General features: G+C 62.3%; 34 protein-coding genes. 19 read left to right on the forward strand and 15 right to left on the reverse strand.

The genetic code is table 11. From position 1 onward, the window contains the following. Positions 1 to 71: 71 nt before the first annotated feature. The gene (locus tag AKG11_RS03400) at positions 72 to 551 is read right to left on the reverse strand and encodes an outer membrane protein assembly factor BamE (protein ID WP_088016390.1); all 480 of its coding nucleotides are present in this window, start codon (positions 549 to 551) and stop codon (positions 72 to 74) included. A gap of 153 nt (positions 552 to 704) precedes the next feature. Between AKG11_RS03400 and AKG11_RS03405 the strand changes: the two genes are divergently transcribed. The 6 genes from AKG11_RS03405 to AKG11_RS03430 all read left to right on the forward strand — a co-directional run bounded on the left by AKG11_RS03405 (position 705) and on the right by AKG11_RS03430 (position 5,202). Next, positions 705 to 1,259, forward strand: a complete 555-nt coding sequence (locus AKG11_RS03405; protein ID WP_023513392.1) for a ubiquinol-cytochrome C chaperone family protein — start codon at positions 705 to 707, stop codon at positions 1,257 to 1,259. A gap of 21 nt (positions 1,260 to 1,280) precedes the next feature. Then, complete coding sequence (locus AKG11_RS03410) at positions 1,281 to 1,835, forward strand: YceD family protein (protein ID WP_050742931.1); 555 nt, start codon at positions 1,281 to 1,283, stop codon at positions 1,833 to 1,835. A gap of 117 nt (positions 1,836 to 1,952) precedes the next feature. Then, positions 1,953 to 3,011, forward strand: coding sequence for a phosphate acyltransferase PlsX (gene plsX, locus AKG11_RS03415; protein WP_023513394.1), 1,059 nt, complete (start codon positions 1,953 to 1,955; stop codon positions 3,009 to 3,011). 1 nt (position 3,012) lies between these two features. Continuing rightward, positions 3,013 to 3,984: a beta-ketoacyl-ACP synthase III gene (locus AKG11_RS03420; RefSeq protein WP_050742932.1), complete on the forward strand. Its 972-nt coding sequence runs from the start codon at positions 3,013 to 3,015 to the stop codon at positions 3,982 to 3,984. Between the two features lie 221 nt (positions 3,985 to 4,205). Further along, the gene (locus AKG11_RS03425) at positions 4,206 to 4,544 is read left to right on the forward strand and encodes an integration host factor subunit alpha (protein WP_023513396.1); all 339 of its coding nucleotides are present in this window, start codon (positions 4,206 to 4,208) and stop codon (positions 4,542 to 4,544) included. A gap of 127 nt (positions 4,545 to 4,671) precedes the next feature. Continuing rightward, positions 4,672 to 5,202, forward strand: coding sequence for a MerR family transcriptional regulator (locus AKG11_RS03430; protein ID WP_024270685.1), 531 nt, complete (start codon positions 4,672 to 4,674; stop codon positions 5,200 to 5,202). Positions 5,203 to 5,465: 263 nt separating this feature from the next. On the opposite strand, the gene AKG11_RS03435 is transcribed toward AKG11_RS03430, so the two are convergent. The 13 genes from AKG11_RS03435 to AKG11_RS34370 all read right to left on the reverse strand — a co-directional run bounded on the left by AKG11_RS03435 (position 5,466) and on the right by AKG11_RS34370 (position 11,497). Next, complete coding sequence (locus AKG11_RS03435; RefSeq protein ID WP_024270684.1) at positions 5,466 to 5,684, reverse strand: hypothetical protein; 219 nt, start codon at positions 5,682 to 5,684, stop codon at positions 5,466 to 5,468. Positions 5,685 to 6,247: 563 nt separating this feature from the next. Beyond that, on the reverse strand, positions 6,248 to 7,369 hold the full coding sequence (locus AKG11_RS03440) for a tyrosine-type recombinase/integrase (RefSeq protein WP_082342318.1): 1,122 nt from the start codon (positions 7,367 to 7,369) through the stop codon (positions 6,248 to 6,250). 169 nt (positions 7,370 to 7,538) lie between these two features. Then, complete coding sequence (locus AKG11_RS03450; protein WP_050742935.1) at positions 7,539 to 7,799, reverse strand: hypothetical protein; 261 nt, start codon at positions 7,797 to 7,799, stop codon at positions 7,539 to 7,541. Continuing rightward, positions 7,792 to 8,613 carry a hypothetical protein gene (locus AKG11_RS03455; RefSeq protein ID WP_050742936.1) on the reverse strand — a complete coding sequence of 274 codons (822 nt, stop codon included), beginning with the start codon at positions 8,611 to 8,613 and terminating at the stop codon, positions 7,792 to 7,794. Before AKG11_RS03455 ends, AKG11_RS03450 begins: the two co-directional genes overlap by 8 nt. A gap of 36 nt (positions 8,614 to 8,649) precedes the next feature. Continuing rightward, the gene (locus tag AKG11_RS03460) at positions 8,650 to 8,892 is read right to left on the reverse strand and encodes a hypothetical protein (protein ID WP_050742937.1); all 243 of its coding nucleotides are present in this window, start codon (positions 8,890 to 8,892) and stop codon (positions 8,650 to 8,652) included. Beyond that, positions 8,885 to 9,055: a hypothetical protein gene (locus tag AKG11_RS34360; protein WP_156334052.1), complete on the reverse strand. Its 171-nt coding sequence runs from the start codon at positions 9,053 to 9,055 to the stop codon at positions 8,885 to 8,887. Before AKG11_RS34360 ends, AKG11_RS03460 begins: the two co-directional genes overlap by 8 nt. Next, positions 9,052 to 9,384 (reverse strand): hypothetical protein, encoded by a 333-nt coding sequence (locus AKG11_RS03465; protein ID WP_050742938.1) that lies wholly within the window; start codon positions 9,382 to 9,384, stop codon positions 9,052 to 9,054. Before AKG11_RS03465 ends, AKG11_RS34360 begins: the two co-directional genes overlap by 4 nt. Then, positions 9,384 to 9,590, reverse strand: coding sequence for a hypothetical protein (locus tag AKG11_RS03470; RefSeq protein WP_050742939.1), 207 nt, complete (start codon positions 9,588 to 9,590; stop codon positions 9,384 to 9,386). Before AKG11_RS03470 ends, AKG11_RS03465 begins: the two co-directional genes overlap by 1 nt. Before the next feature lie 63 nt (positions 9,591 to 9,653). Then, entirely contained in the window at positions 9,654 to 10,613 is a 960-nt protein-coding gene (locus tag AKG11_RS03475; protein WP_050742940.1) for a DUF2303 family protein, read from the reverse strand. 29 nt (positions 10,614 to 10,642) lie between these two features. After that, positions 10,643 to 11,005, reverse strand: coding sequence for a hypothetical protein (locus AKG11_RS03480; RefSeq protein WP_050742941.1), 363 nt, complete (start codon positions 11,003 to 11,005; stop codon positions 10,643 to 10,645). A 23-nt stretch (positions 11,006 to 11,028) separates the two neighbouring features. Further along, positions 11,029 to 11,172 carry a hypothetical protein gene (locus AKG11_RS34365; protein WP_156334053.1) on the reverse strand — a complete coding sequence of 48 codons (144 nt, stop codon included), beginning with the start codon at positions 11,170 to 11,172 and terminating at the stop codon, positions 11,029 to 11,031. A 2-nt stretch (positions 11,173 to 11,174) separates the two neighbouring features. Then, positions 11,175 to 11,306, reverse strand: coding sequence for a hypothetical protein (locus AKG11_RS35655; protein ID WP_256364415.1), 132 nt, complete (start codon positions 11,304 to 11,306; stop codon positions 11,175 to 11,177). Positions 11,307 to 11,311: 5 nt separating this feature from the next. Further along, positions 11,312 to 11,497, reverse strand: a complete 186-nt coding sequence (locus AKG11_RS34370) for a hypothetical protein (RefSeq protein WP_050742942.1) — start codon at positions 11,495 to 11,497, stop codon at positions 11,312 to 11,314. A 178-nt stretch (positions 11,498 to 11,675) separates the two neighbouring features. Here AKG11_RS34370 and AKG11_RS03490 point away from each other — a divergent pair, with 178 nt between their 5' ends. Then, entirely contained in the window at positions 11,676 to 12,422 is a 747-nt protein-coding gene (locus tag AKG11_RS03490) for a 3'-5' exonuclease (protein ID WP_050742943.1), read from the forward strand. Between the two features lie 16 nt (positions 12,423 to 12,438). Here AKG11_RS03490 and AKG11_RS03495 read toward each other — a convergent pair whose 3' ends face one another. Continuing rightward, positions 12,439 to 12,780 (reverse strand): helix-turn-helix domain-containing protein, encoded by a 342-nt coding sequence (locus AKG11_RS03495; RefSeq protein ID WP_050742944.1) that lies wholly within the window; start codon positions 12,778 to 12,780, stop codon positions 12,439 to 12,441. A 95-nt stretch (positions 12,781 to 12,875) separates the two neighbouring features. Here AKG11_RS03495 and AKG11_RS03500 point away from each other — a divergent pair, with 95 nt between their 5' ends. From AKG11_RS03500 to AKG11_RS03555, 12 genes are all read left to right on the forward strand, one after another. Next, complete coding sequence (locus AKG11_RS03500) at positions 12,876 to 13,103, forward strand: hypothetical protein (RefSeq protein WP_050742945.1); 228 nt, start codon at positions 12,876 to 12,878, stop codon at positions 13,101 to 13,103. Positions 13,104 to 13,333: 230 nt separating this feature from the next. Beyond that, positions 13,334 to 13,822: a phage regulatory CII family protein gene (locus AKG11_RS03505; RefSeq protein ID WP_050742946.1), complete on the forward strand. Its 489-nt coding sequence runs from the start codon at positions 13,334 to 13,336 to the stop codon at positions 13,820 to 13,822. Next, complete coding sequence (locus tag AKG11_RS03510; protein WP_050742947.1) at positions 13,822 to 14,133, forward strand: hypothetical protein; 312 nt, start codon at positions 13,822 to 13,824, stop codon at positions 14,131 to 14,133. The genes AKG11_RS03505 and AKG11_RS03510 overlap by 1 nt, the downstream gene beginning before the upstream one ends. Next, on the forward strand, positions 14,130 to 15,464 hold the full coding sequence (locus tag AKG11_RS03515) for an SAM-dependent methyltransferase (protein WP_050742948.1): 1,335 nt from the start codon (positions 14,130 to 14,132) through the stop codon (positions 15,462 to 15,464). Before AKG11_RS03510 ends, AKG11_RS03515 begins: the two co-directional genes overlap by 4 nt. Next, complete coding sequence (locus AKG11_RS03520) at positions 15,461 to 16,225, forward strand: hypothetical protein (RefSeq protein WP_050742949.1); 765 nt, start codon at positions 15,461 to 15,463, stop codon at positions 16,223 to 16,225. Before AKG11_RS03515 ends, AKG11_RS03520 begins: the two co-directional genes overlap by 4 nt. Further along, entirely contained in the window at positions 16,222 to 16,509 is a 288-nt protein-coding gene (locus AKG11_RS03525) for a hypothetical protein (protein ID WP_050742950.1), read from the forward strand. Before AKG11_RS03520 ends, AKG11_RS03525 begins: the two co-directional genes overlap by 4 nt. After that, positions 16,506 to 17,789: a hypothetical protein gene (locus tag AKG11_RS03530; protein WP_050742951.1), complete on the forward strand. Its 1,284-nt coding sequence runs from the start codon at positions 16,506 to 16,508 to the stop codon at positions 17,787 to 17,789. The genes AKG11_RS03525 and AKG11_RS03530 overlap by 4 nt, the downstream gene beginning before the upstream one ends. Next, complete coding sequence (locus AKG11_RS03535) at positions 17,773 to 18,411, forward strand: transcription termination/antitermination protein NusG (protein WP_082342320.1); 639 nt, start codon at positions 17,773 to 17,775, stop codon at positions 18,409 to 18,411. Before AKG11_RS03530 ends, AKG11_RS03535 begins: the two co-directional genes overlap by 17 nt. A gap of 715 nt (positions 18,412 to 19,126) precedes the next feature. Continuing rightward, on the forward strand, positions 19,127 to 19,732 hold the full coding sequence (locus tag AKG11_RS03540; RefSeq protein ID WP_050742953.1) for a phage terminase small subunit P27 family: 606 nt from the start codon (positions 19,127 to 19,129) through the stop codon (positions 19,730 to 19,732). Continuing rightward, positions 19,732 to 21,438, forward strand: a complete 1,707-nt coding sequence (locus AKG11_RS03545) for a terminase large subunit (protein ID WP_082342321.1) — start codon at positions 19,732 to 19,734, stop codon at positions 21,436 to 21,438. The genes AKG11_RS03540 and AKG11_RS03545 overlap by 1 nt, the downstream gene beginning before the upstream one ends. A 9-nt stretch (positions 21,439 to 21,447) precedes the next feature. Next, complete coding sequence (locus AKG11_RS03550; RefSeq protein WP_050742954.1) at positions 21,448 to 22,713, forward strand: phage portal protein; 1,266 nt, start codon at positions 21,448 to 21,450, stop codon at positions 22,711 to 22,713. After that, a complete protein-coding gene (locus AKG11_RS03555; protein ID WP_050742955.1) occupies positions 22,691 to 23,548 on the forward strand; it encodes a head maturation protease, ClpP-related in 858 nt (285 codons plus the stop codon). The genes AKG11_RS03550 and AKG11_RS03555 overlap by 23 nt, the downstream gene beginning before the upstream one ends. Positions 23,549 to 23,550: the final 2 nt, after the last annotated feature.

A 23,550-nucleotide genomic window follows, 5' to 3' on the forward strand; every position in this document is an offset into this window, starting at 1 on the left:
CATGCTGCAAAAAAAGAAACCGCGGGGAGCGATCCCCGCGGTTTCTTGATTCCCGGAAGGGCCGAAGCGTCTTACTTCGGGCCGCCGCCGCCAAAGATGTTCTGGATCGCAGCGCCCGGTGCACCGCCGGTGCCGCGCAGCAGCTGGCCGAGGAAGGTGAGCTCGACGCCGCCGGTCGGTGTGACGCGCGAGATCATGTCGAAGACGCGGCCGTCCTTCAGCGTATAGTGGGCAAGGCGCTCGACCACGCCTTCCTTGTCGAAATAGATGGCGAGCACGCTCTGCTCGACGACCTTCGGCTTCATGAAGGCGACGGGCCGGCTGCGCTTCTGCGAAACGTAGTAGAAGACCTCGTTGTCGAAGGTCGCGGTCGCGGAGGGTGAGCCGAGCGAGAGCATGACCTGTTCGCGCGAGGAGCCGACCGGGGCCAACGCCAGCGTCTCCTGGTCGACGACGTAGCCCTGGTGCAGCACTTCGCCGGGACCCTGGCAGCCTGCGAGAACGGACGAGGAAAGCGCGATGGCAATGGCGGCGTTACGCAACAGCTTCATGTTCAGAGCATCTCTCTTCAACAACATCCCCGGGACTGTGATGGCCGCGCAGCCATTGCAATTCATGCCTGCTTCGGTAAACCAGCTTCGACCGTCATGCAACATGACTTGCGACGGCTCCATGGTTTGAATCGGGCAAAACTAGGCTTTATGATGATTTTCGGCCTGTTCGGCAAAAAAAACGGCAACCGGCGTATCGTTGAAAAGCAGTACGCAACGCTGACAAAGGCGGCGCGCCATCCCTATCTCTATGAAGTGCTTGATGTTCCCGACACGGTTATGGGCCGTTTCGAGATGCTCTCGGCCATGCTGATCCTTTACTTCCGGCGCACCCGTGCAAGCGGCACGTCCGGCCAGGAGATCGCCCAGGAGATCGTCGATGCCTTCTTCGAGGATGTCGATCATTCGATTCGCGAGCTCGGAGTCGGCGATGTCGGCGTGCCCAAGCGCATGAAGAAGTTCGCCGGCATGTTCTACGGTCGGCTGGAGTCCTACGCCGGCGCGCTCGATTCCGACGATCATGACGGTCTTGCTGCTGCGCTACGGCGCAACATCCATCCGGAGGCGGGCGAGGGCGCGCCGTCGATGGCGGGGCTCGCCCTCTATCTCTTTGCGGCTGAAAGGGCGATGATGGCCGTCAGCGAGGACGATATCAGGGTCGGTGCGCTCGGCGTTGTGGAGCCGGGCCCGCAAGGACATGCCGCCTGAAGGCGGCCCAAAGGGAATAGAATGAAGACAGACGACGACACGCCGTTCTCCTACCTGGTCAAGGTGGGGCACATTTCCGCCAACCCGGTCGAGGTGACGATCAGCGCCAATGCCGAGGAGTGCGCCGGCCTTGCCGAGCTCTGGTCCGTGCTGGAGGTGAAGGCGCTTTCCGCCACCTTCCAGCTGCAGCGCTGGAAGCGCGACGGCGTGCGCCTCAAGGGCCGCGTCGTGGCGGATGTCGTGCAGGCCTGCGTCGTCACGCTCGACCCCGTCGAGGCGCATATCGACGAGCCGGTCGAGGTGGTCTTCGTGCCCGAGGGCTCGAAGCTGGCGCGGCTTCCGGTTGCAAGCGAGACCGGCGAAATGCTGCTTGATCCCGATGGGCCGGATGCTCCGGAAATCTTCACGGGCGATACGATCGATGCCGGCGTGGTCGCCGCCGAACATGTCGCGCTTGCCATCGATCCTTATCCGCGCAAGTCCGACGTGGACTTTTCCGGCCATATCGAGAGCACGGACAAGGATGACAAAAAACCGTCGCCTTTTGCCGTTCTGAAGGACTGGAAAAAAGACTGAACGGCTCCTGAGGCGCCTGATAATTCAGTTGTGCCCCCGGCGAAAAGCGGTATTTTGACCGAATTCCGCCGCGGCAGCCCTCTGTCCCTGGAAAACAAGAATTAAGGCAAGACACGCGTGGTCAGAATTTCCGTCGACGTCATGGGTGGCGATTTCGGCCCCAAGGTCGCTATCCCGGGCGCAGCCAAGGCTCTCGAGCGTCATCCCGAGATCCGTTTTGTGCTTTTCGGCAATGCCGCCGAATGTGAGCCCCTTCTGGCGCAGCATCCCAAGCTGAAGGCCGCCAGCACCTTCCACCATTGCGACGTCGCCGTTGCCATGGACGAGAAGCCAAGCCAGGCGCTGCGCCGTGGCCGCGGAAAGTCCTCCATGTGGCAGGCGATCGATGCCGTTGCCAAGAACGAGGCCGATGTTGCAGTCTCCGCTGGCAATACCGGCGCGCTGATGGCCATGTCGAAGTTCTGCCTGCGCATGATGGCCAATATCGAGCGCCCGGCGATCGCCGGCATCTGGCCGACCCTGAAGGGTGAGAGCATCGTTCTCGACATCGGCGCGACGATCGGCGCCGATGCGAACCAGCTTTTCGATTTCGCGCTGATGGGCGGCGCCATGGCGCGCGCGCTGTTCGGGATCGACAAGCCGACGCTGGGCCTGCTCAATGTCGGCGTCGAGGAGATCAAGGGACAGGAAGAGGTGAAGGCTGCCGGCCAACTCATCCGCGAGGCCAATTTCGACACGATTGACTATTACGGCTTCGTGGAAGGCGACGATATCGGTCGCGGCACGGTGGACGTGGTGGTCACGGAAGGTTTTGCCGGCAACATTGCGCTGAAGGCGGCCGAGGGCACGGCGCGGCAGATCGCCGAGTATCTGCGCGCGGCCATGTCGCGCACCTGGATGGCCAAACTCGGTTATATCCTCGCCAAGAGCGCCTTCGACCGGGTGCGCGAGAAGATGGACCCGCGCAAGGTGAATGGCGGCGTGTTCCTCGGTCTCAACGGCATCGTCATCAAGAGCCATGGCGGCACGGACGCCGAGGGCTTTGCCGCGGCTGTCGATGTCGGCTACGACATGGCCCGCAACGGCCTGAAGGACAAGATCGAAAAAGATTTGCAGAAGTATCATGCCGGCCGCCCCGTCGAAGGTGCCGCCCAGAGCATGAGCGACGAGGTATAGAATGATTCGTTCAGTGGTCCGCGGTTTCGGAACGGCGCTTCCGAAGCGGGTACTTACCAATGCCGAGCTGGAAAGCATGGTCGACACGTCCGATGACTGGATCGTGCAGCGCACCGGCATTCGCCAGCGCTACATCGCCGGCGAGGGCGAGACGACGGCGTCGCTCGGCGAAGGTGCCGCGCGTGCCGCTCTCGACAAGGCAGGCCTGACAGCGGCCGACATCGACCTCATCATCGTCGCCACCTCGACGCCGGACAACACGTTTCCCGCCACCGCCGTCAACATCCAGAACCGCCTCGGCATGCACCATGGCTTTGCCTTCGACGTGCAGGCCGTCTGTTCCGGCTTCGTCTATGCGGTGACGACCGCCGATGCCTATATCCGCGGCGGCCTTGCAAAACGCGTGCTTGTCATCGGTGCGGAGACCTTCTCGCGCATCCTCGACTGGACAGACCGCACGACCTGCGTGCTCTTCGGCGACGGCGCCGGCGCCATCGTGCTGGAGGCTGCGGAAGGGGCGGGCACCAACCAGGACCGCGGCGTCCTGACGACGCAGCTGCGCTCCGACGGCGCGCACCGTGAGAAGCTTTATGTCGATGGCGGCCCGTCCACCACGGGTACGGTCGGGCATCTGCGCATGGAGGGCCGCGAGGTCTTCAAGCATGCGGTCGGCATGATCACCGACGTGGTCATCTCGTCCTTCGACGCGACGGGCTTCACCGCCGAGGATATCGACTGGCTGGTGCCGCATCAGGCAAACAAGCGCATCATCGACGGTTCGGCCAAGAAACTCGGCATTCCCCTCGAAAAGGTCGTCGTCACCGTCGACCTGCACGGCAACACCTCTGCCGCCTCGATCCCGCTGGCACTGGCTGCAGCGGCGAGCGACGGACGAATCAAGGACGGCGACCTCGTGCTGCTGGAAGCCATGGGCGGCGGCTTTACCTGGGGTGCAGTGCTGCTGCGCTGGTAGCTGTTTCCAGCCGCCTTTCCCATGGAAGGGCGGCTTCCCGGCAAACGGACAGGGGCAATCTGCGGGCTTCGGCCTTCCTTTGTCGTGCCGAAGCGCCGGTTGGTGGCCGGGGAAACAGCCTCTCCCGCATCAGGGCGCAGGGCCGCTTGACCCGCGGGGGCAAGGACAATACTCTTCCGCCACGTAACCATAGGCTTTCAATGGGAAATCGGTGAGGAACGATGAGCGGCAAGACGGTGACACGCGCAGATTTGGCCGAATCGGTTTTCCGGAAGGTCGGCCTTTCCAGGACCGAATCCGCAGAGCTCGTCGAAACCGTGATCGACGAGATCTGCAATGCCATCGTGCGGGGCGAGAGCGTGAAACTCTCCTCCTTCGCGACCTTCCAGGTGCGCGACAAGAACGAGCGCATCGGCCGTAACCCGAAGACCGGCGAGGAAGTGCCGATCTCGCCGCGCCGGGTGATGACCTTCAAGGCATCCAACGTGCTCAAGCAGCGGGTGCTGAAGTCCCATCTCTCGCGCAAGGCGAAACAGAAGCCGGCTTCGCCCGCTTCCTGAGCGATTTTCTGCCGATTGCCGGCGGTTCGGCAATTTGAAACTTGAATATCGTCCGGCAACCCGCTGAAATGCATACGATTCGGCAACGCTTTCGTTTGCCGTGCCACGCGCTTTCATCGAGGGTAGAATGGACAAGAGTCCGGACGCGTTCCGCACCATCAGCGAGGTCGCCGACGATCTCGACCTGCCGCAGCATGTTTTGCGCTTCTGGGAGACGCGGTTCACGCAGATCAAGCCGATGAAGCGCGGCGGCGGGCGGCGCTACTATCGCCCCGAGGACGTTGATCTTCTCAAGGGCATCCGCCATCTCCTCTACGACCACGGCTACACGATCAAGGGCGTCCAGAAGCTCCTGAAGGTCAATGGCAACCGCTTCGTCGCCGCCATTGCCAGCGGGGACCTCGCGACCGTCGAGGCGCTCGCCGCGGCCAGCCACGAAGAGCCCACCCCGCCCAAGGCGGGCAATGACGAGGATCAGATCGTCGGCCGCGCCAAGGCACCGGCCAGCCGCCGCTTCTTCTCCTTCGTCGGCGGCGGGGACGATACGCCGGAAATCTCGATCGGCAAGACCAGCGTCGGCAAGGAAGACCGCGCGCTCCTGCAGGAAGCGCTTTACGATCTTCTGGAGTGCAAGCGCCTGCTCGATCAGGTGCGCTGAGCGCCGTTTCTCTACCGCGGGCCGTTGTAAGGTGGGGCGTTCCGCGTCCTGCTGCTGACAGCAGGCCTGTGTGCACCGAGGCATGCACGCAGCCGAGTCGTCGTCCTTGGAATCCGCTCCTTTCACGTCGGGTTTGTAGCGGCGCCCATAGCCGTATCGAAAGAGGCGTGGCGCGCGGGTATGCATCGGCTTGTCATTGCTACGGGCACGAACCGCGCAGCTCACACGCCTCAGCACCAGTCACTGATCGACGAGAGGCCGCATCAATCCCGCTGCTGCACGGGCTCCCAGCCGCGCACGAAGCCGCGGCCCATCGCCGAACGGGTCAGTGCGAGCTGGCGCCGGAGATGCGCGCAGTCGGCAAGCAGCGTCGCGATCGTCGCATGTGCATCGCCATCATGCCAGGCGAGGGCGGCGCATACGGCGTCATCCCCGCTTTCCGGCGGTTCCATTGGTGCTTCGTACTCGGGAAGCGGTCGCACGTCGGTATTCTCCTGTGGTGACACAGCAAGTCGGGGACTTTTGGGGTCGGGTGAAAGTTCTTCTGTTTGTTCCTATTATGTTCTCATGCGCTGCAGAGTCAAGCGCACAAACACGAGAGGCCGCAAAAGGAAAAGGCCCCGCACAGTGGCGGGGCAAACAAGCGTCACGCTTGGCTCTCAGTGACGCGGGGGAGTGCTCGCAAATGACAAGCGAGCAAGGGCACCATAAGACTTTCGTCTAATGTCGGGGAAGGTCTGATTCGGCGTTTCCGGTACGGTTGTGAAAAAAATTGCACTTTTCGGTGTTTAGGTCGGCGACAAGCCAACAGTGGGAAGGGCGCGGCTGATCGTCTTCGCGGGCCGCCGTCCCGGCATGGTCCGGGAATGCATGGCATTTTCCGCGGAGTTTTCTGACCGTGTGGTTCCTGCTGCGAGACATTTGTCCACTTTCGTCCCTGCCACCTATTTTTTGGCTTGCATCCAAGTGCCCGAGACTATAGGGGTTTCCGCGGTCCGGAATGTAGCGCAGCCCGGTAGCGCACTTGACTGGGGGAAGTTGTCCCTCATTCGGATTTTCTCCCTTTCGCCAATTGGTTAGCAGTGCCATCAGCGCCCTTCGTGGCGTTTTCCGTGGCGTTTTGTACCGCGACGGCATCCAGCGCATTTCGGATGTCGTCGTCGACCGCGTGCGCATATTTCGTCGTGGTGGCGATATCCTTATGGCCTAGCAGGTTTTGCACGACGCGCAGGTTCGAGGCGCGCAGCACGCGTGTCGCCGCCGTATGCCGTGTATCGTGAAACCGAAAGTTGCTGACGCCGGCTCTCGGGACTGCGCGGCGCATGGCCGTTTTCAGGCCAGCCTCGGTGAGGGGATATCGCTCTCCCTTGATCAGTTTCCGCGGCTTCAGCGTACGCTTCGCCACGTAGGTGAAGACTTTCGTCTCGTGATGATTGCGGTTCGACCAAAGCAGGTCGAAGACCGCCTGCGACATCGGGATCGTCCGCGTCTTATTGCCTTTGCCGGTCACGGTGAAACGCTTCGAGAAGAAATCCACGCGTGACCATTCAAGGCCCAGGATCTCCATTCGCCGGCACCCCGTAAGAAATGCAAACCGAACGGCATCGTCGTAGCCGCGCTCCAGCTCATCCATGATGGCTGCCTCTTCACCCACCGAGGCCTCGCGAACGCGCTCCTGATTCTCCTGGAGCAGGTGATCGCCCCATTTTATGCGCTGCACCTTCTGATCCCAAACGTCCGCCGCGCGCTTCAGAACGGCGCGAAGCGGCTGTGTAACGCTGCGATTGACCGTCGCTGCGGAAGGGGACTTACCGTTCTCGTCCGGCAGGCGTCGCCGTGTGATCACGCGCGCCACGTCCGCGCTCCGGATCGATGCGATATATGTGTTCTTGCCCAGGGCGCCTTCGAGCCACGCGAGGTTCTTCAGCGTGGTCTCGTCGTTGACGTGGTGCTGGCCGACCTCTTCCCAGTACTTGCCGATAGCGATGCCGACGGTCATTGGGCCCGCGGCCTGCTCGGCTAGCTTTTTGGCGATCTGGCGCTGTTGCTGCTCGAACTTTTCTGCTTCGCGCTTAGTTTTGCAGCCAGTATTTCCTGAATATCGAGCACCTTTAAGCCGGAAGTCGTAGCTGTACGTTTCGGAGTCGGCTCGCTTGTAGACAGGCATGTCGTGATCCGTCGCTGTGCTTTGAATGTCTCGATATCGATAGGGTCATAGCGCCGGGCAGGGCGGTCGGCCTTCCCGACATTGATGTATGGCAAGCTGCCATCTGCGCTCAGCGCGTGCAACTGCTTGGTCGAAATGCCAAGCTCGGCCGCAGCGTCAACGGGCTTCATCAGGGGCATGGTTCCCTCCCGTTCGTGCTTGGGGTGGGGTTCTCGACAATCGAGATGACGTACGGATCAAACGCGCCGCCGCCGGGGGTGCTGTCCGGTATTTTGACGGTAACCAGCGCTCGCTTACCGAACTCGCGAGCCTTCGCGTCATCTTCGCGGCTGGTGCCGTAGGCTCGGATGATCCGCCCGTCTGGATGACGAACGTCGATATTCCTGCACATGGTGATCCAGACCAGCGGACCGGTGAAGGTTTCAGCCATGGTCGGCGCCCTTTGTTGCTGGGGCGTCCACCATGCGGGCGATGTCATCGATCGCGTCCGCCGCGGTTCTGAGGCGCGTAGCTAGGGGCGTATAGCCGTGTGACCCGCATTCGCTGAGAACGCGTGCGGCGCGGCCAAGAGCGGCGTGGTGAATGCCCCAGCTCGCTAAACTGTCCGCGCCGAAAGCCGCCTCGAATTCAGCTATGCTCTCCGCCTTCTTTTCGAGATGGGCCGTGCGCCTCTTGGCGGCTTCCTCGATGTCACGCGAGCGGCTTTCACGGAACTTCTCGATTTCCTGATGGGCGGTGTCGCGTGCCTGGCGCGTGGCCTCATTCACCATGAGGCGCATCATATCGTCAGCGCGGCGCAGGAGCGCGGCAAGGAATGGCCGGGTGATGGGCTCCGGGTCGTTCTTGGCAGCTTCGCGGATCGTCTTCCACGACTTGCCGTCATACTCCCTAAGACCCCATGCCGGCGGCAGGTCTGAGAGATCGTCGACCACGCCGGGCGTTGTGTGGATATACCAACGGTCGCAGTAGCGAGCGATCGCCTCGGCTTTTTTCGGGTCTGCTGCTTCGCGTTTCCAGTCGGATCGGCTGACCTTGATCTCGACGCCATGAAGTTCGAGGCCGCGCGACGGCCACAGCGACATGATGACGGCGTCGGCATAGCGCTTCGCAGAGGCGCCGGTGACATTGGAGACTTCCCACATGATCGCATATTCTGGCTCGGTCCACCGCTTGGACATGCCGAGCCGGATATCTGACGATGTAAGACGAACCGGCTTTGCCGGCGGCGTGAGGAGGTCAGCCATCGGCGCGGTCCTTCGATTTTGTTTTGGAGCCAGGCATCATCGCGCAGCCTCCAGAAGCCCGGCCCGGCCGGCCTCGACCAGCGCGAAGATCTGCTCGCCGATGAGGCCGGCAACTTCGAGGGCTTCTTCGCGGGTCGGGGCGCCGTCGTTGATCGAGCAGGCCATGATGCTCACCATCGCGGGGAATGCGTCGGCGTATTCGCAGCCCTGCAGGACGGCCGACAGGGCGCGGGCGATATCGGCCTGGTGGTCGGTGAGGATCCGGTGCTTCTCAGGCATCGCGTTTTTCCTCGCGTACCAGCTTGATCTTTTTCACGAAGCTGCCGGGGCGGCCTTTGCGGGCGTCACGCTCGGCGATGAGGCTGTTTGCCGCGCTGATATCGACGCTGGTGCCGTCGTGGAAATGGACGCGGAAGATGGGCGTTGCGGCGGTATCGCTCATCGCGCAGCCTCCGCCAGCATGTTGCGCTGCATGGTCGTGCCGGGCAGCGTGATCGGGCGGAGATTGCTGCCGCCGGTCTTGTGCGAATAATTCTTCCAGACGACGATATAGCCGCGCGCGGTCGCCCGGCGCTGGAAATCATTGTCTCTCAGCCAGCCTTCACGTCGGGGTGCGACGAAATGATAGATATCGGCCTCGTCTTCACCGACTACCTTGCCGATCTCCGCCATGGGCGCGCCAGAGAGATAGAGTCGGCGGATGGTGGCCTCGGTGGCTGCGTCAATGCGGCCGGAAAGCGAAGGCCGGCCGGCCTGCTTGATAAAGCCCATCACAGTGCCTCCTGCGGCAGGAGGGCCGGGTGCAGCACGCCCATGCCATGGGCGGGATCCGCATCGGGCGTGGAGGCGAAAAAGGCATGGCCGGCTTCGGCGATGGCAAGCTCTGCAAGCTGCTCGATCGGCCGGTCGTACAGTTCCGATGCGGCGCGGTAGCGCGCTTCGGTCGCGGCGTCGAGCATGAGGGTAATCTGTGTCATGGTCGGATCTCGGCGAGGATGAGTGATAGGGGCGGCCGAAGCCGCCCCTCGTCGGTTCGTGGTTCAGGCGGACATTTCCGGGGCGCCCTGATAGGCCGGCAGTGCGGTCTCGCGCGCGGCGCGCTCCATGTCGGTCATCACCTGCTCGGTGACGTAAACGTCCGGGCGATACATCTGGAAAACCCAAGTGACGGAGCCCTCGCGAACGCGGTAGCGCAGGCGCACCGGCAGGCGAATGCTCTCGCCCATGAAGAACGGCGGAAGCTGGATGATAAAGAGCGAGGGCACGACGAGCTTGTCGCCCTTCATGTCGCGATGCTCTTCGGCCCAGGTGATTTCGCCCTCGCCGCTCTGGAGCGTGACGTTGCTGGCGACCTTCGTCGCGGCATGCACCTTGAGACCGATCGACAGGAGCTTCAGCTCGTTCGGATAGGCGACCTTGCCGCCAAGCTTCTCTTCCCAGTACGACACCTCGTCCTCGTGCGGGGAGGCAAGTTCGCTGATGTGGTCCTCGATGAACTCGGCAAAGGCGGCCTGGTTCATGGGCTGCTTGTCCTGCGCCACCCAGGCCCGCCACTCTTCGGAGAGAGGGAACTTGTAGTCAACGCGATGGCGGCCGAACTCGGCGACGCCGGCACGGGTCGCGACCGGCTCGTCCTTGCCTTCTGCCGGCGGCAGGTCATGAAGCTGGTGATAGTCGATCACAGCGGTGAGGCTCGGCGCCTTCCAGTCGGTGTTTGCGAAGATCACGGAATGGGTGATCTTGTGGCGGCTGGTCAGCTCGATGAAGCTTTCCAGCGTCGTTGCCTTGGCCGTGCCAGCCTTGCGTTCCGGCGCACTGCGCCATTCGTCGAACAGCGATTTCAGGCTGCCGGCGCGCCCTGCCTTCGGATCGAGGAGGACGGGAACCGAGGTCGGCACGCCGGGGCTGCCGCTCGGCGCGGTGATGTTGGTTACCTGCAACCCGGCATCGCGGGCAAGGTTGGCGACGGCGTCGATGGCGGATTCGGAAAGCTGATCCATGTCGTATGGTCTCCGTGGACAGAGTCAATTCAGGAGGGGCGGGTGAAGGGCTGGCGGGTGTGGTCGATCTCGCGAGGCCCACCGATCATGTCGAGCTGCTGCGGGTGCTCGGTGGAGATGTTGCCGTCGTCGGTCAGGAAGTAGACCGTCGAGCGGCGCGGCAGCTTCGGGAGCTTCACGGGGGGGATTTCCGCGTTGAACTCGATCATTTCGCCGGCCGCCGTCAGCTTGAGTTCCAGCTTGACGGTAGCGGAAAACTTGCGGTTCGGCTGTGCGGCGACGAGGTCGGCAAGCGCGCGCTGCGTTTCCTGCAGCGTCGTCGACAGTTCGTCGTTCAACTTGCCGCTTTCCAGCATGCCGAACAGCGTCTTGGCGTCGCGTATGATTTTCATGGGAGGCGTTCCTTCTCGGTTGCCTAGACGCCGAGCGCGAAGAAAGCGGCGGCGATTGCGAGGGTCAGCCAGGCGCCGACAAAGGCGTATGCCCATCGGCGTTGGCTCTGGCGTATGCGGCTGAGGTCGCGGCGCACGGGAACATGATCGCGGGGCGCCTGGTGCATCGTCATCCCCCGACCTGCACGCTGATCGCCAAGGCGGTGAGCGCGGGGATGCTCAGAAGCAGGGTCGCTTCGGCGGCGCGATCGACGATGCGCAGGAGCAGCGGACGGGGCGGGGGAATGACGATTTCGCGCATGGGTGTCAGGCCGCCTGCTTGTTCGCAGCGGCGTTCGCCTGCTCGGTGGCGGCGACGCCATAGGCCTTGAGTTCGGCGGTGGTCACACCGCGGCGGATCAGGCGTTCTTCGGTGCAGTCATCGCCGAGTTCGCGCATGATGTATGCGATTTCGCGGATGCGCATGCGTTCGGTGTGGTTGAAAATTCGCATCGTCGTTTCTCCGTTTCAGGGTGATCCGGAGTGGCGGGCCGCGTTGCGGCCGGACGGGGATGAGCCTATTTCGGCCCGCCGTTCCGGGGAACGGCAAAAAGGTTGCATAAGTTGCAACTGCTGTAAAGGAGAAAAGTTGCATGTCGTGCAACATTGTCCCGCCAGATGGCAGAATCGCATGCATCTGCACCTGCTCGCGCTGGTCTACCTGCCGCTTCAGGGGTTTGCAATTCCGCGTTGCCTGCGCTTAAGCTTGTGTCATCGCTGGAGGGGGATGGCGATGAGCGACAAGATTGTTTTCGCAGACGTGGAGACGACCGGGCTTAATAGCTCGGATCGGATCGTTTCTATCGGCCTGATCTCGGTGAGTGAGGCGGCTCTTAGGTCGGGCGGCTTCGGGGCTGATACCATTCATCTTGTGTTTGACCCGGGCAAAAAGAGTCATCCCAAGGCGGAGGCAGTGCACGGATATGACGATTGGATCCTTCGTCACCAGGGCGCCTTCTCTGCCTATGCAGATCAGGTTCGCCCGCTATTCGACGGGGCGAGAATGGCTGTGGCGCACAACGCATCATTTGATTCGCAGTTCATTCGCGCAGAGTTTGCTGCAGTCGGCATGCCGCTTTTGACGCCATTCTACTGTACGATGGAGGCCTTCAGGGCGCGACATATAGGCAGTGCGAGGTTGGATACGGTGCTCGCCCGCATAGATTGGCGGCTGGCCCGACAATCCTCAAGGCATAGTGCGCTTGCTGATGCATGGCATGCCATGCAGGTGTACAGCTGGCTTAATGGCTATCCGGTGCATCTTATGCCGGAGCAGATTGCGTCGCCGCCAACCAATTTGGTTGAGCCGCCTCAGCATCCCGGCTTCCCTCTGCCACGTCGAAAACGCAGGCCGATTTCCGACGGCGGAGGATCGTAGCTGTTGCGCTCTTGATTTAGTCGTCCGTGCCAGTCTTTTGGGTTTTGAAGAGAACCTTTAGCATTTCGATCGCTTGCTCTTTCTGCTCTTCCGTCTTGTTCCGGAAGAACCGGGCCAGCCAATCATCGTCCGGATGCCTAAAAAGCCCCTGAATGTCAGTATGAAAGATTTCGGCTAGGGTGGCCAGATATTCCGGCTTTGGCAGTACTCCAGCAAACCAGCGCGTCACCAGGCTCTTATCGGCGCCTGTTTCTCTCGCGATGTCCGCCCGAGTCATCTCTCTGCGCTCGGCCCATTCCACAATGTAGTGGATTCTTTGTGGAGTTTTGCCCTGATGAATGTGGGTTAAGTTGCTCATGATGCAACTCTAATCCAGAGGGTTGGAAAAGGCGTTATACCAGTGTGCCACCCAGGCGCTTGCCAATAGTTGCAACTTATGCAACCTTTGGCGCCATGAAAACCAACTCGCCCATCGAAAAGTATCGTCGAGACCACGACCGAATGTCTCTTGAGGAGTTCGGCGCGCTGTTTGATCCGCCGGTGAACAAATCGACCGTCTTGCGGTGGGAGCGCTTTGGCGTGCCGCTTGATCGTGTTCGCTCCGTCGAGGAGCGCACCGGCATTCGCCGTGACCTTCTGAGGCCGGATGCATTCGGGCAGTATGCAGAGGCCGCCGAATGACCGTTTCCTGTGGTCCCTCCCAGCGTGTGATGTCCGGCCGATTGGATGACGGTCGGCTCGTCTGCGCCATCTGGTGCCGGTGTTTCGCTTCGTGCGCTCCGGCACCTTTTCTCTTCTCGCCTGCATGTGGCCCTCCTGTGATCTGACGGGCCGACCATAGGCGCGGCCGGGCCGCGCTTCAGTGAATCCTTTTCCGAATTTGTTTCCTTGCCAACCTGCGGGGTGTTTTCGTGCGCCTTATCTCCATCGAGAATGTTCTGAACCTGAAGGGCGCCGCCGATGCCAGTTTCCGGCTGGGTGGCGGTGTCACCTCCTTCGCACTCCTCACCCGCGTCGTGGTCTCGACGCTCGTCAAGTACTCGACGCGCGGCGAGCGCCGTGAGGACGGCGAGCACGAGCACGACAAGACGCTGATCCCCGTTGATGTGGCCGTGGAGGCGGACATGCGCGCGGGATCGCCGATCATCACCGGCGAGATGGCGCGGCAGCTCGGCTTCCGGCTGGAGCCGATCGACGGCGAGGCGGCCGGCCGGCGGTTGACGGAGGCGGATGCGCACCATGTGCTTGCCGCGACCATGGACGTGTCGCGCGCGATCCTGGAGGCCAAGGCCGACGGCAAGGTCGATTTCCGCGAATGGGAGACCATCGAGAAGGAGGTGCGCGAGGCGATCCGCGCCCTCGAATCCGTCCTCAAGAGCCGCAAGGCGGAGGGCGTGTGATGGTGATGAGCAAGTTTGCCGAGCGGGCACGCCACCACAAATCCATTGCCGGGCAGATCGTGCCGCGGCCGTGGCCTTGCCCGGTCAAGGACAGCCTCTTTTCCAACGTCTCCTGCGCCGCACGCGCCGTGGTCCGGCGGGCGCATCTTGGCGCGGACAAGACGGTCTTCGTCGACGGTGTCGAGCTGGAGGCGGCGGCGGCCGAAGCCGAAAACGCGGGCTATCTCGCGCCGCTCGGCGGCGCCGAGGGCGTCTACTACATCACGGCGCGGGGCGAGGCCTGGCTAGCGGCAAGAGCGAGGGTCGAATGATGGGAGCGCCAAAACTATCGCCGCAACAGGCCGCCGTCGTTCATGCCGCCGTCACCGGCGGCTCTTTCCGTTCCAGCCCTGGCGGAGAGCGGCAGCGCTGCATTGCGCTGAATAGCAAGGGCCTGCTGCAGCGCGATGGGAAGGATGCGGATCTCTGGTATCCGACGGACGTGGCGCGTGCCGCGACGATGGGGGTGGCGGGCGCCGCGCCGGGGGCGCTGACCGAGCGCGCCGCGCACGATCCTGAGCTTGTCTCAATGCTGCAGACGGCCCTTGGCCTCTTTGAAGAGGGCGATTTCCAGAAGGCGCGCGTCATTGCCGACGCCGCCTATGGCCTTGCTGATGCAGAGGCCCGCTTCGCCGCGAAGTACGAGGCGACCAGGCATCTCGTGCCGAAGCTGCGGCAGATGCAGGGCGATGCGCTGTACATGGAAACGCAGTGCAAGATTCACGTAGCCGTCGCCTATGATGCCGCGCAGGCGGCGGGCGAAGCGGCGACGCGTGGCCGCCCGAAAAATGTTCCAGACGGGAACGTTTTTACGGCCGAAGAGGCGGGCCTCAGCCGCAAGGAAATCCACGAGGCCAGAAAGCTCGCGGCTGCCGAAGCTTCCGACCCCGGCATTGCCCGGCGCGCAATCGATGCGCGCATTGCGCAGGGTCTTGCACCGACGCGTGCAAGCCTGCGCCACGCAATCGGGACGCGCACGGCCACCAAGCAGGAGCGCGGCGACAATCTGTACGAGACGCCGCCGGAAGCGATGCATGTTCTGCTCGCGCTGGAGCGGTTTTCGGCGACGGTTTGGGAGCCGGCGTGCGGGCGCGGGGCGATCAGCCGCCTGCTGGAGGATGCCGGCTATGCCGTCGTGCTTTCCGATCTCAATGACTACAGCACGGCGGACGCGAACGGCGAGCTGCAGGCGGTCATCGATTTCCGCGATACCAAGCCGGGCGAGGGCGAGTGCCACGACATCGTATCGAACCCGCCCTACGGCGACACGATGAACGCGTTCATCGCCCATGCCTTGCGGGTGCACAAGCCTCGCAAGATGGCGCTGCTGCTCAACATCAACGCCTATTTCGGTTTCGAGGACGCAGACCGGAACTTCATCATGAAGGCCTGCCCGCCGGCGCGGATCATCGCCCATGCGCATCGCCTGCCGATGATGCACCGCGATGGATGGGACGGGCCGAAGGCATCGAGCCAGATGAACACGGCGTGGTTCATTTGGGAGCGGCAGGCGGACGGCGGATATGGTTCGCAGACCATCCTCGACCGTGTCGATTTCGCGGACTTCGTGCCGGCCGCCGCGCCGGAAAGCGAGGCGGCATGAGCGTCGGCCGCATCTTCAACGAAGAGGTGATCGCCATAGGCGACACGGGGGGGCGCGCCCTGGCGATGAAAATCGTCTGCGCCGAATGCGGCGGTGTCGCCTATTTCCCGCATCAGACCGGCAAGACCCGGAAGCCGCCGATCGCGGCGCAACAGAGTTTTCAGAACAAGGGCTGGGTGGTTGGCAAGGGTCCGCGCAAGGACTTCTGCCCGTTTCATGCCGCGCCCGCATCTCGGAAAGGACGGGCCGCCATGGCTGTCAACGGAAAGACCATCGAACTTGCGGCCAACCCGCCGGTGCGCGCGGAGCCGCCGCGTGAGCCGAGTGTCGAGGATCGGCGCATCATCAACCTGAAGCTCATGGAGGTCTATACCGATGGCGGATACGTCTCGCCGTGGACGGACCAGCGCGTCGCCGATGACCTCAATGTGCCGCGCGCCTGGGTGAGCGCGGTGCGGGAATTTTCCTTCGGGCCAGAGGGGTCGAACCCGTTGTTCGACGAGTTCCTTGCTGCGTCTTCCGCTTTCTTGGCGGACAATCGAGCACTCGCCACCCTGCGCGTGGAGTTTCTCAAGACCTCGGCCGAAATTGAAGAGCGCCTTAAGGTCGTTCAGGAAGAGTTCCTCGGCCATGTCCGCGCGGCCTGCCGGCGAGTTTCCGAAAGTTCCAGCGACATCCGACGGCGCGGCGATGATCTGGACGGCAAGGCGCGCGATATCTCCACGCTTGCCAAGCGTGTCGAGAAGGAGATCGGCCGATGAGCAACCTCGTTCCGATCATCGAGGAGCTGGCCAATGCCCGTAGCGATGCCGAGCGAGCGCTCTGGCTGCTGCAGTGCCCGCCGGGCTATCTCGGCAAGTATGAGATGACGATCCGCAACCGTCTGATGTCAGTCGGCTTCACGGCCGGGCTCGGCGCCCTGGAGACGGAACGGCTGGTGATCTGGATGCCGCGCAAGGCCGACGGCAGCCTGAGCGACAAGGCGGCCGAATTGCTTGCGCAGTCGCGCAAGATCCTCATGGAGATCGCGGAGGGCGCGCCGTGAGTGATGCGCGTTTCTCCATCATTCCTGCCTGGATCGTGACGGATTCGCGCCTCAAGGGACGGGACCTTCAAGTGTTGTGCCTGCTCGGCCGCTACACGAACCGCAAGCATGGCTGGTGCCGCCGCAGTCAGGTCAAGATGGCGGAGGAGCTTTCCATCGCCCGTTCGACCGTGCAGGCCAGCATTGATCGTCTTGTTGATATCGGTGGCGTGGAGCGCCGCGCGGTTGTCAGCGAGAGCGGCCGCGACAGCGCGCATTGGTATCGCGTCATCTACGATCGCGAGGTTTCCAGCGATGCATTTGCCGCATGGGACGCGGCCGATGAAGAGGAATTCGGTCCTATGGATGGCGCCGAAACCGGCGTTACCCCCTGCCGGTATACCGGCACCCCTGCCGGTATACCGGCACCCCCTGCCGACTCTGAGCCGGCACCCCCTGCCGGTCCTGGGTCGGCACCTATTAACGACTCTACCTTAACGACTGATGCTCTTCCGAGAGAAAGAGCGCGCGAGCGCGGTGAAGGGGATGAGGAAGAAAATCACAAGGCTGTCCTTCGCCGCTTCCGGGCATGGTGGTCATCGATGCCGGCCTACAAGCTGGACACCGAGGCCGACGTTTGGGCTGAATGGCTGGCGCTTAGCCCGGACCAGCGCAGGGCTTGCGAGCAGAAGACGCCGGCGTGGCTAGAGGCGTGGAGGCAGTCGAAGCGATCCACTCCCAAGGCGTCAAAGAACTACCTGAAGGAGCGCCTCTGGGAGCGTTGCGGCGACGCCGACGCGGTGAAATACGCAGGCGGCGCGGCCCCTGCGGCCGAGCCGAGCAATCCGCTCTCCAAGGCGTGGATGGGGCTTGTCTTCTGGACGCTTCTCGGCCCGGAGAAGCTGGTGCCCCAGGCGAAGGGGATGCTGGCAAGCATTATGGCGCGGGATGACGAGGTGGGGCGGAGGGAGCGCATCCAGTATCGGCAGCGTCACGCTTGGCCTGACCTAGCGGGTCCGGAGGGGCTCTTCGAGCGTCCGCGGCGGATTGTCGTGTCGGCGGATGTGACGGCGTTCTCGGAACGGTTTCATAGCTACCGGCTTCTCCCGGATCCTGAGCCGGAGGTGGCGGTCTGGTGCGCGGTGTTTGAGCAAATGGGCTGGCCGTGGCCTAGGACTGGGGGCGCCGGGTGGCTCTGCCTGCCGCGTCTCGACAGTCCGGATGAGGATGCCGCCTGGCGGGTGATCGACGGCTTGCGCGAAAAGATGAGAGGGATGCGGGGCGATGAACATGCAGCATAGATCACTGTCCGGAGTATTCTTGGATGCGCTTGGCGATGTTCGGTATGACGACCGTTTCCGCGACATCGCGGAGGATAACCTTCGGGCGGCCACTCTTCGGGCTAGGAGCGATTCGCGCTGGTTCGTTCTGCGTGTGGCCTATGGGCGGGAAACGTCTGTGGAAAAGTCGCTGGTGGCCATAGGCATCGAGGCGATGGTTCCGGTGCGCAAGGGGCCGGAGTATCGGCGGCGCGGGCGCATCATTCCCCCGTCGCTCCTGCCTGTCATGACGGGCTATGTGTTGGTGCGCTGCCTCCATTCCCATGAGGCTATGCTGGGCCTGAAGGCGGTTGAGCATGTCGTCGATGTGCTCGGCACCTGCGAACGTCCGCATATGATTCCAAACGATGAAGCGGTCGGATTCATGGAGCGCGCGCTTGCTGGTGATTTCGATTGGGGCAAGCCCGCGGGGTTCTTCAAGGCCGGGATGAAGGTGCGTTTTCAGTCCGGCCCATTCGCACGCATGAAGGGCATCATTATCTCCTGCCGTGAGGATGGCAAAGGCGATGCGGTCATTGAGGTGGATATGTTTGGCAGCAGGTTGCCCGTTCTCGCGCCGCTTGCATTTCTCGAAAAGGTGTGACAGCAATTGCCGCACTGGATGAGCTGATGATCCTGCAGTGAGCCTCTGAGAACGCCTAGCACGCGGGGAGCAATCCCGAGGTCGGTACACCGGTCAGCCCCATACCCTGACAGCCTCTAGCGAGGCACCGACTCAGGGCCAGTGCGCAAGCTATGTCTGCATGTGGTAAGGGCGGCCTTCGGGTCGCCTTTTGCTTTGGGGCTGTAGGTATGAGGAAGCCGGCGTCATTTCGTCCATCCTCCAGGCCTACGGCGTTGGAGCGAGATCGTCAGTACGATCGGGACCGTGATCGCCAGCCTTGGCGCAAGTGGTACAAGACTTATCGGTGGCAGCAGGAGCGAAAGACGTTCCTCGCCCTTCCTGACAACCAGTTTTGTGTCCGCTGTCGAGCGGCCGGCCTGCTCAATCCGGGCATCTATCGGAAGGATGGATCGCTCGAAGACAATCCTCGTCGCATGCACCTCGTCGTGAACCACAAGCGGCGGCACCATGGGGACGAGGCGCTCTTCTGGGACTGGTCGAACTGGGAGCCCTTGTGCCCCGACCATCATGACAGCGACGTCCAGGCCGAAGAGAAGGCCGCGCGCCGGCCCCGATAGGGGGGGGCGGGTCGAAAGTCCAGAGGGGTGAGGGGCTCGACCGGCTGGTGTGAACGCGTGTGTCGCCGCGAAATTGGCTGAATTATTTTTTTCCCGAGCCTTAGGAGGGCGGAACGATGCGTGGTCGCAAGCCCGATGGTGCGGAGCTTCAGGCAGAAAAGGGCGCGCCCGGAAAGCGCATGTCGCAGAAGGAAACGCAGGCGGTTCGCGCCAAGCGCGAGCAGCCGATTTCCGCCGGCAACGTTCATCCGCCGAAGTGGCTGAAGAAAAGTCGGGTCGCAACCCAGATCTGGAACGAGATCGCTCCGAAGCTCCAGAAGATGAACCTTCTGAGCGATCTGGATGGGTTCCCGCTCGCCAGATATTGCCGATATGCGGCGGAATGGAACGCTGCCGAAGAGGCCGTACGCCGCGAAGGAACTTGGTTCGAGGCGATCGACACCAACGGAAACGCCACGAAAAAGCGGCATCCGGCCTTCCAGGCGATGCAGGATCTGGAAAAGATCATGCGTGAAATCGAGGCAACGTTCGGGATGCGCCCGGATGCTCGATACAAGATTCTCCGCGACCAGGCTGCGGCGGCTGGCCTGTTGCCTCTCTTCGGTGGCGCGCAGGTAGGGGAAGAAACCCAGCAGACCGATGAGCCGACCGCCAGCAGCGAGACAGACGCAGTGAGTTTGCTTCATGCGTTCAATTCGGTTCCTCCGGCCGGTCATGCCTGATGACGACTGAGCCGGCGTGGCTGGCTGAGGCCGCTGACAAGCATGGTTGGGCCTGGGCGCGGATTGCGTGGCAGCGTGCCGCAAAGGTTCCTGGCGCGTGGTTCGACGACAAAAAGGCGCAAGCTGCCGTCGCGTTGTTCCCGCGGATATTCCGGCTGACGGAGGACCGCTTCGCTGGCAAGCCTTTCCGACTGGCGTTGTGGCAGGAAATCATCGTGCGGCTGCTCGTTGGTTGGAAGGCGCCGATCGAGGTAACGGACGAGCAGACCGGGAAGCCAATCTCAGTGCAGGTCAGGGTGTTCCGGCGCCTCATGCTGTGGGTGCCGCGCAAGAACGGCAAGTCCGAGTTTCTGGCGGCTCTGGCCCTGCTGTTCTTCGTGGTCGATGGTGTCATTGGTGGTCAGGGCTTTGTGTTCGCCCGCGACGAAAACCAGGCCAAGATTGCCTTCAACAAGATGAAGGCGATGATCACCTATTCGCCTGCACTCGGCGAGACGCAGCTCTACAAGAAGTCGTTCTATCTGCCGAAGATCCGCTCGGTTTTCGAACTGCTGTCAGGGAAGCCGGAAGGCAAGCATGGGAGGTCGCCGACCGTTATTGTCGGCGACGAGATGCACGAATGGGAGACGGCGGACCTCGCGACCTTCCTGCGGCAAGGCACTGGCACCCGACTTGAGCCAATCGAGCTCTACGCCTCGACGGCAGGATTGAAATCGAACAAGACCGGGTACGGCCTTTGGGAGGAATCCCGCTCCATTCTTGAGGGAAGGATAGACAAGCCCTCAACACTGGTTGTTATTTTCGCGCTCGAACCGGACGATGACTGGGCGGATGAGGCCAATTGGCCGAAGGCTAATCCCTCCCTCGGCGTTTCCCCCACGGTTCAATTCCTTCGCGAGGAGGTGGCCACCGCCAAGGACAATCCACGCGCTGAGCAGAACTTTCGCTGCTATCACGCTAACCAGTGGATTGATGCTGTCACGCGTTGGCTGAGCATGAAGCGTTGGGACGCCTGCTCGGCCGATGCTGGGGCATGGAGGGGTTGGCGTGATGGTGATGATCTTGAGCGGCGTTCCTGCTTCGCAGCGTTCGACGTCTCCTCTAACCAGGACATCACCGCACGCGTGTTGGCCTTCCCGCCCGACGAGAACGTTGATCGATGGATACTCTCTTGTCGCTTCTGGGTCCCAAAAGAGGTTGCCGACAGGCGTACCCGGCAGGATCGCGTGTCCTACCAACAGTGGATTGAGATGGGTGCGCTTGAGGAAACGCCGGGCGACTACGTCGACCAGAGCTTTGTGCAACGTGCGCTGGAACAGGACCTGGAGCGTCACGACGTCCATCTGATTGGCTACGATCCGTGGAATGCCACCAAGCTGGTGACGGACTTGCAGAAAGAAGGCGTGGACGAGGATCGGTTCCTCGTGATGCGGCAAGGTATTCCGACGCTCGGCGAGCCGACGAAGTTGTTTGAGCGTCTGGTAATGTCCGGCAAGCTCGATCATGGCGGCCATCCCGTCCTTCGATGGATGGCAGGTAACGTCGCTATTCGCTTCGACGAAAACCTGAACTACGCGCCGACGAAGAAAAAGAGCGCCGAGAAAATCGACGGCATTGTCGCAAGCGTGATGGGTGTCGGTCTTTCGTTGGCCGGTGATGACGGCGGCCCCTCTGTTTATCAGAGCCGTGGCGCGCTTCTGCTTTAGGGGAAATTGATGGCCTGGTGGAATCGCCTGTTCAGCGGCCGGCCCGATGCCGACAATGCGCCATCGGCCGCCGTGCGTGATGGCGGCGTACTCATCGAGACGGCGGAGCAGCTACGGGACGCGCTCGCTGGTGGCGTCGATACAGCCAGCGGCGAGCCGGTCAATGCCAACAGCGCCATGAAGACCGCCGCCGTTTATGCATGCGTGCGAATTATCAGTGGCGCGGTTGCAACGCTGCCATTGGATGTAAAGCGTCGCGTCGACAACAAGACGCGGGTTGATGCGTCTGATACCGATCTTTGGCGCGTCATTCGCCGCCGGCCGAACCGATGGCAAAAACCCGCTCAGTTCCGGCGGATGATGCAGGCGCATGTTCTTTTGCGTGGCAACGCCTATGCCATGATCGTCCGCACCGTCTCTGGTGACGTCCAGGCGCTTGTTCCGCTGCATCCCGATCGCGTGCAGCCGAAGCAGCGTGACGACTTGGCGATGGAGTATGCTTACACCCGCAAGGACGGGCGTGTCGTCACGCTGAAACAGGAGCAGGTGTTCCATCTGTTTGGGCTCTCGCTTGACGGGATAACCGGCGTGACACCGATCACCTATGCCCGGGAGACAATCGGCACGTCGCTGGCGATGGAAAGGCATGGCGGCAAAACGTTCCGGAACAGCGCAATTGTCGGTCAGGTTCTGATCCATCCCAAGAAACTCGGCCCAGATGGCCGAGAAAACCTTCGCCAAAGTCTGCAAGAGTATCGGGCGGGCGGCGAGAGCGAAGGCAAGGATCTCGTCCTCGAAGAGGACATGAAGATCGAGAAGCTGGCGCTGACCGCAGTTGATGCGCAGTGGATCGAGGCCCGCAGGTTTACGCGCACGGATATTTTCATGTTCTTCGGTCTCCCGCCGCACATGGCCGGCGATACCGAAAAGTCGACCAGTTGGGGCACCGGCATTGAGGGGCAGCGGCAGGGGTTCGTTGACTTCACCCTCGAAGACCACCTGGTCATGTGGGAGGAGGGCGTAACCGTCGATCTCACCCCGGAAGACAGCGACCTGTACGCGAAATTCAACAGATCCGCCTTCGTCCGCGCCGACACCAAGACGCGCTGGGAAGCATACATGAAGGGGCGGCAAATGAAGGTCCTCTCTGCGAACGACGTTCGCGAGAAGGAGGATATGGACCCCATCGAAGGTGGGGATGTCTACGAAAATCCGCTGATCACCGTCGACCAGCCTGAAGGGGACGAAAACAATGAGCCTTCGAACGCTGCCTGAGGCGAAGAATTTTACGCGCCCGCAGAATTTTCAGTGGGACGCACCGTCCGATGTGCTCGCGCAGTGGGCAGCAAAGCCGCTGGCGGCGGTTGATGGGGCGGAGAACACGATCACGATCTTCGATGTCATCGGCGAAGACTGGTGGAGCGGCGGCGGTTTCACCGCAAAGCGCTGCTCCGCGGCACTGCGCGCGATCGGCAACAAGGACGTCGTCGTCCAGGTCAATTCTCCCGGTGGAGATATGTTCGAGGGGATCGCCATCTACAACATGTTGCGCCAGCACCCCGCCAAGGTGACGGTTCATGTTATGGGATGGGCGGCGTCGGCGGCGTCGATCCTCGCAATGGCCGGCGACGAAATCGTCATGGGCCTTGGCACCTTCATGATGGTGCACAACGCATGGGGTGTTGTCATCGGCAATCGCCATGACATGCGGACATCCGCAGACCTGTTTGACGGCTTCGATTCCGCAATTGCTGACATCTATGAAGCGCGAACCCTGGGCGACCGCAAGTCCATCGAAAAGCTGATGGATGCTGAAACATTCATGGGGCCGAGCGAGGCCGTGAAAAATGGCTTTGCCGACCGTATTGATGACGGTCTCATTGCCGCCGAGGCTTCTGCGAACGAAGGTGACCGCGCGATCTTCGCGCGCCGACAGACCGAAGCGGCGCTAGCGCGCGCCGGTTACTCCAGATCAGCCCGTGCGGAGTTGATTTCCGAACTGGGACCGACATTGCCGGCTGCGCGTGATGCAGGCCGGGCCAGAGCCGAGCGCGATGCAGGCTCAAACGTTGCTGCTATCCGGCAGCTTATCGAAACGCTCAAGACCTGAGG

It is taken from the genome of Shinella sp. SUS2, from assembly GCF_001262505.1.
Lineage (GTDB): Bacteria > Pseudomonadota > Alphaproteobacteria > Rhizobiales > Rhizobiaceae > Shinella.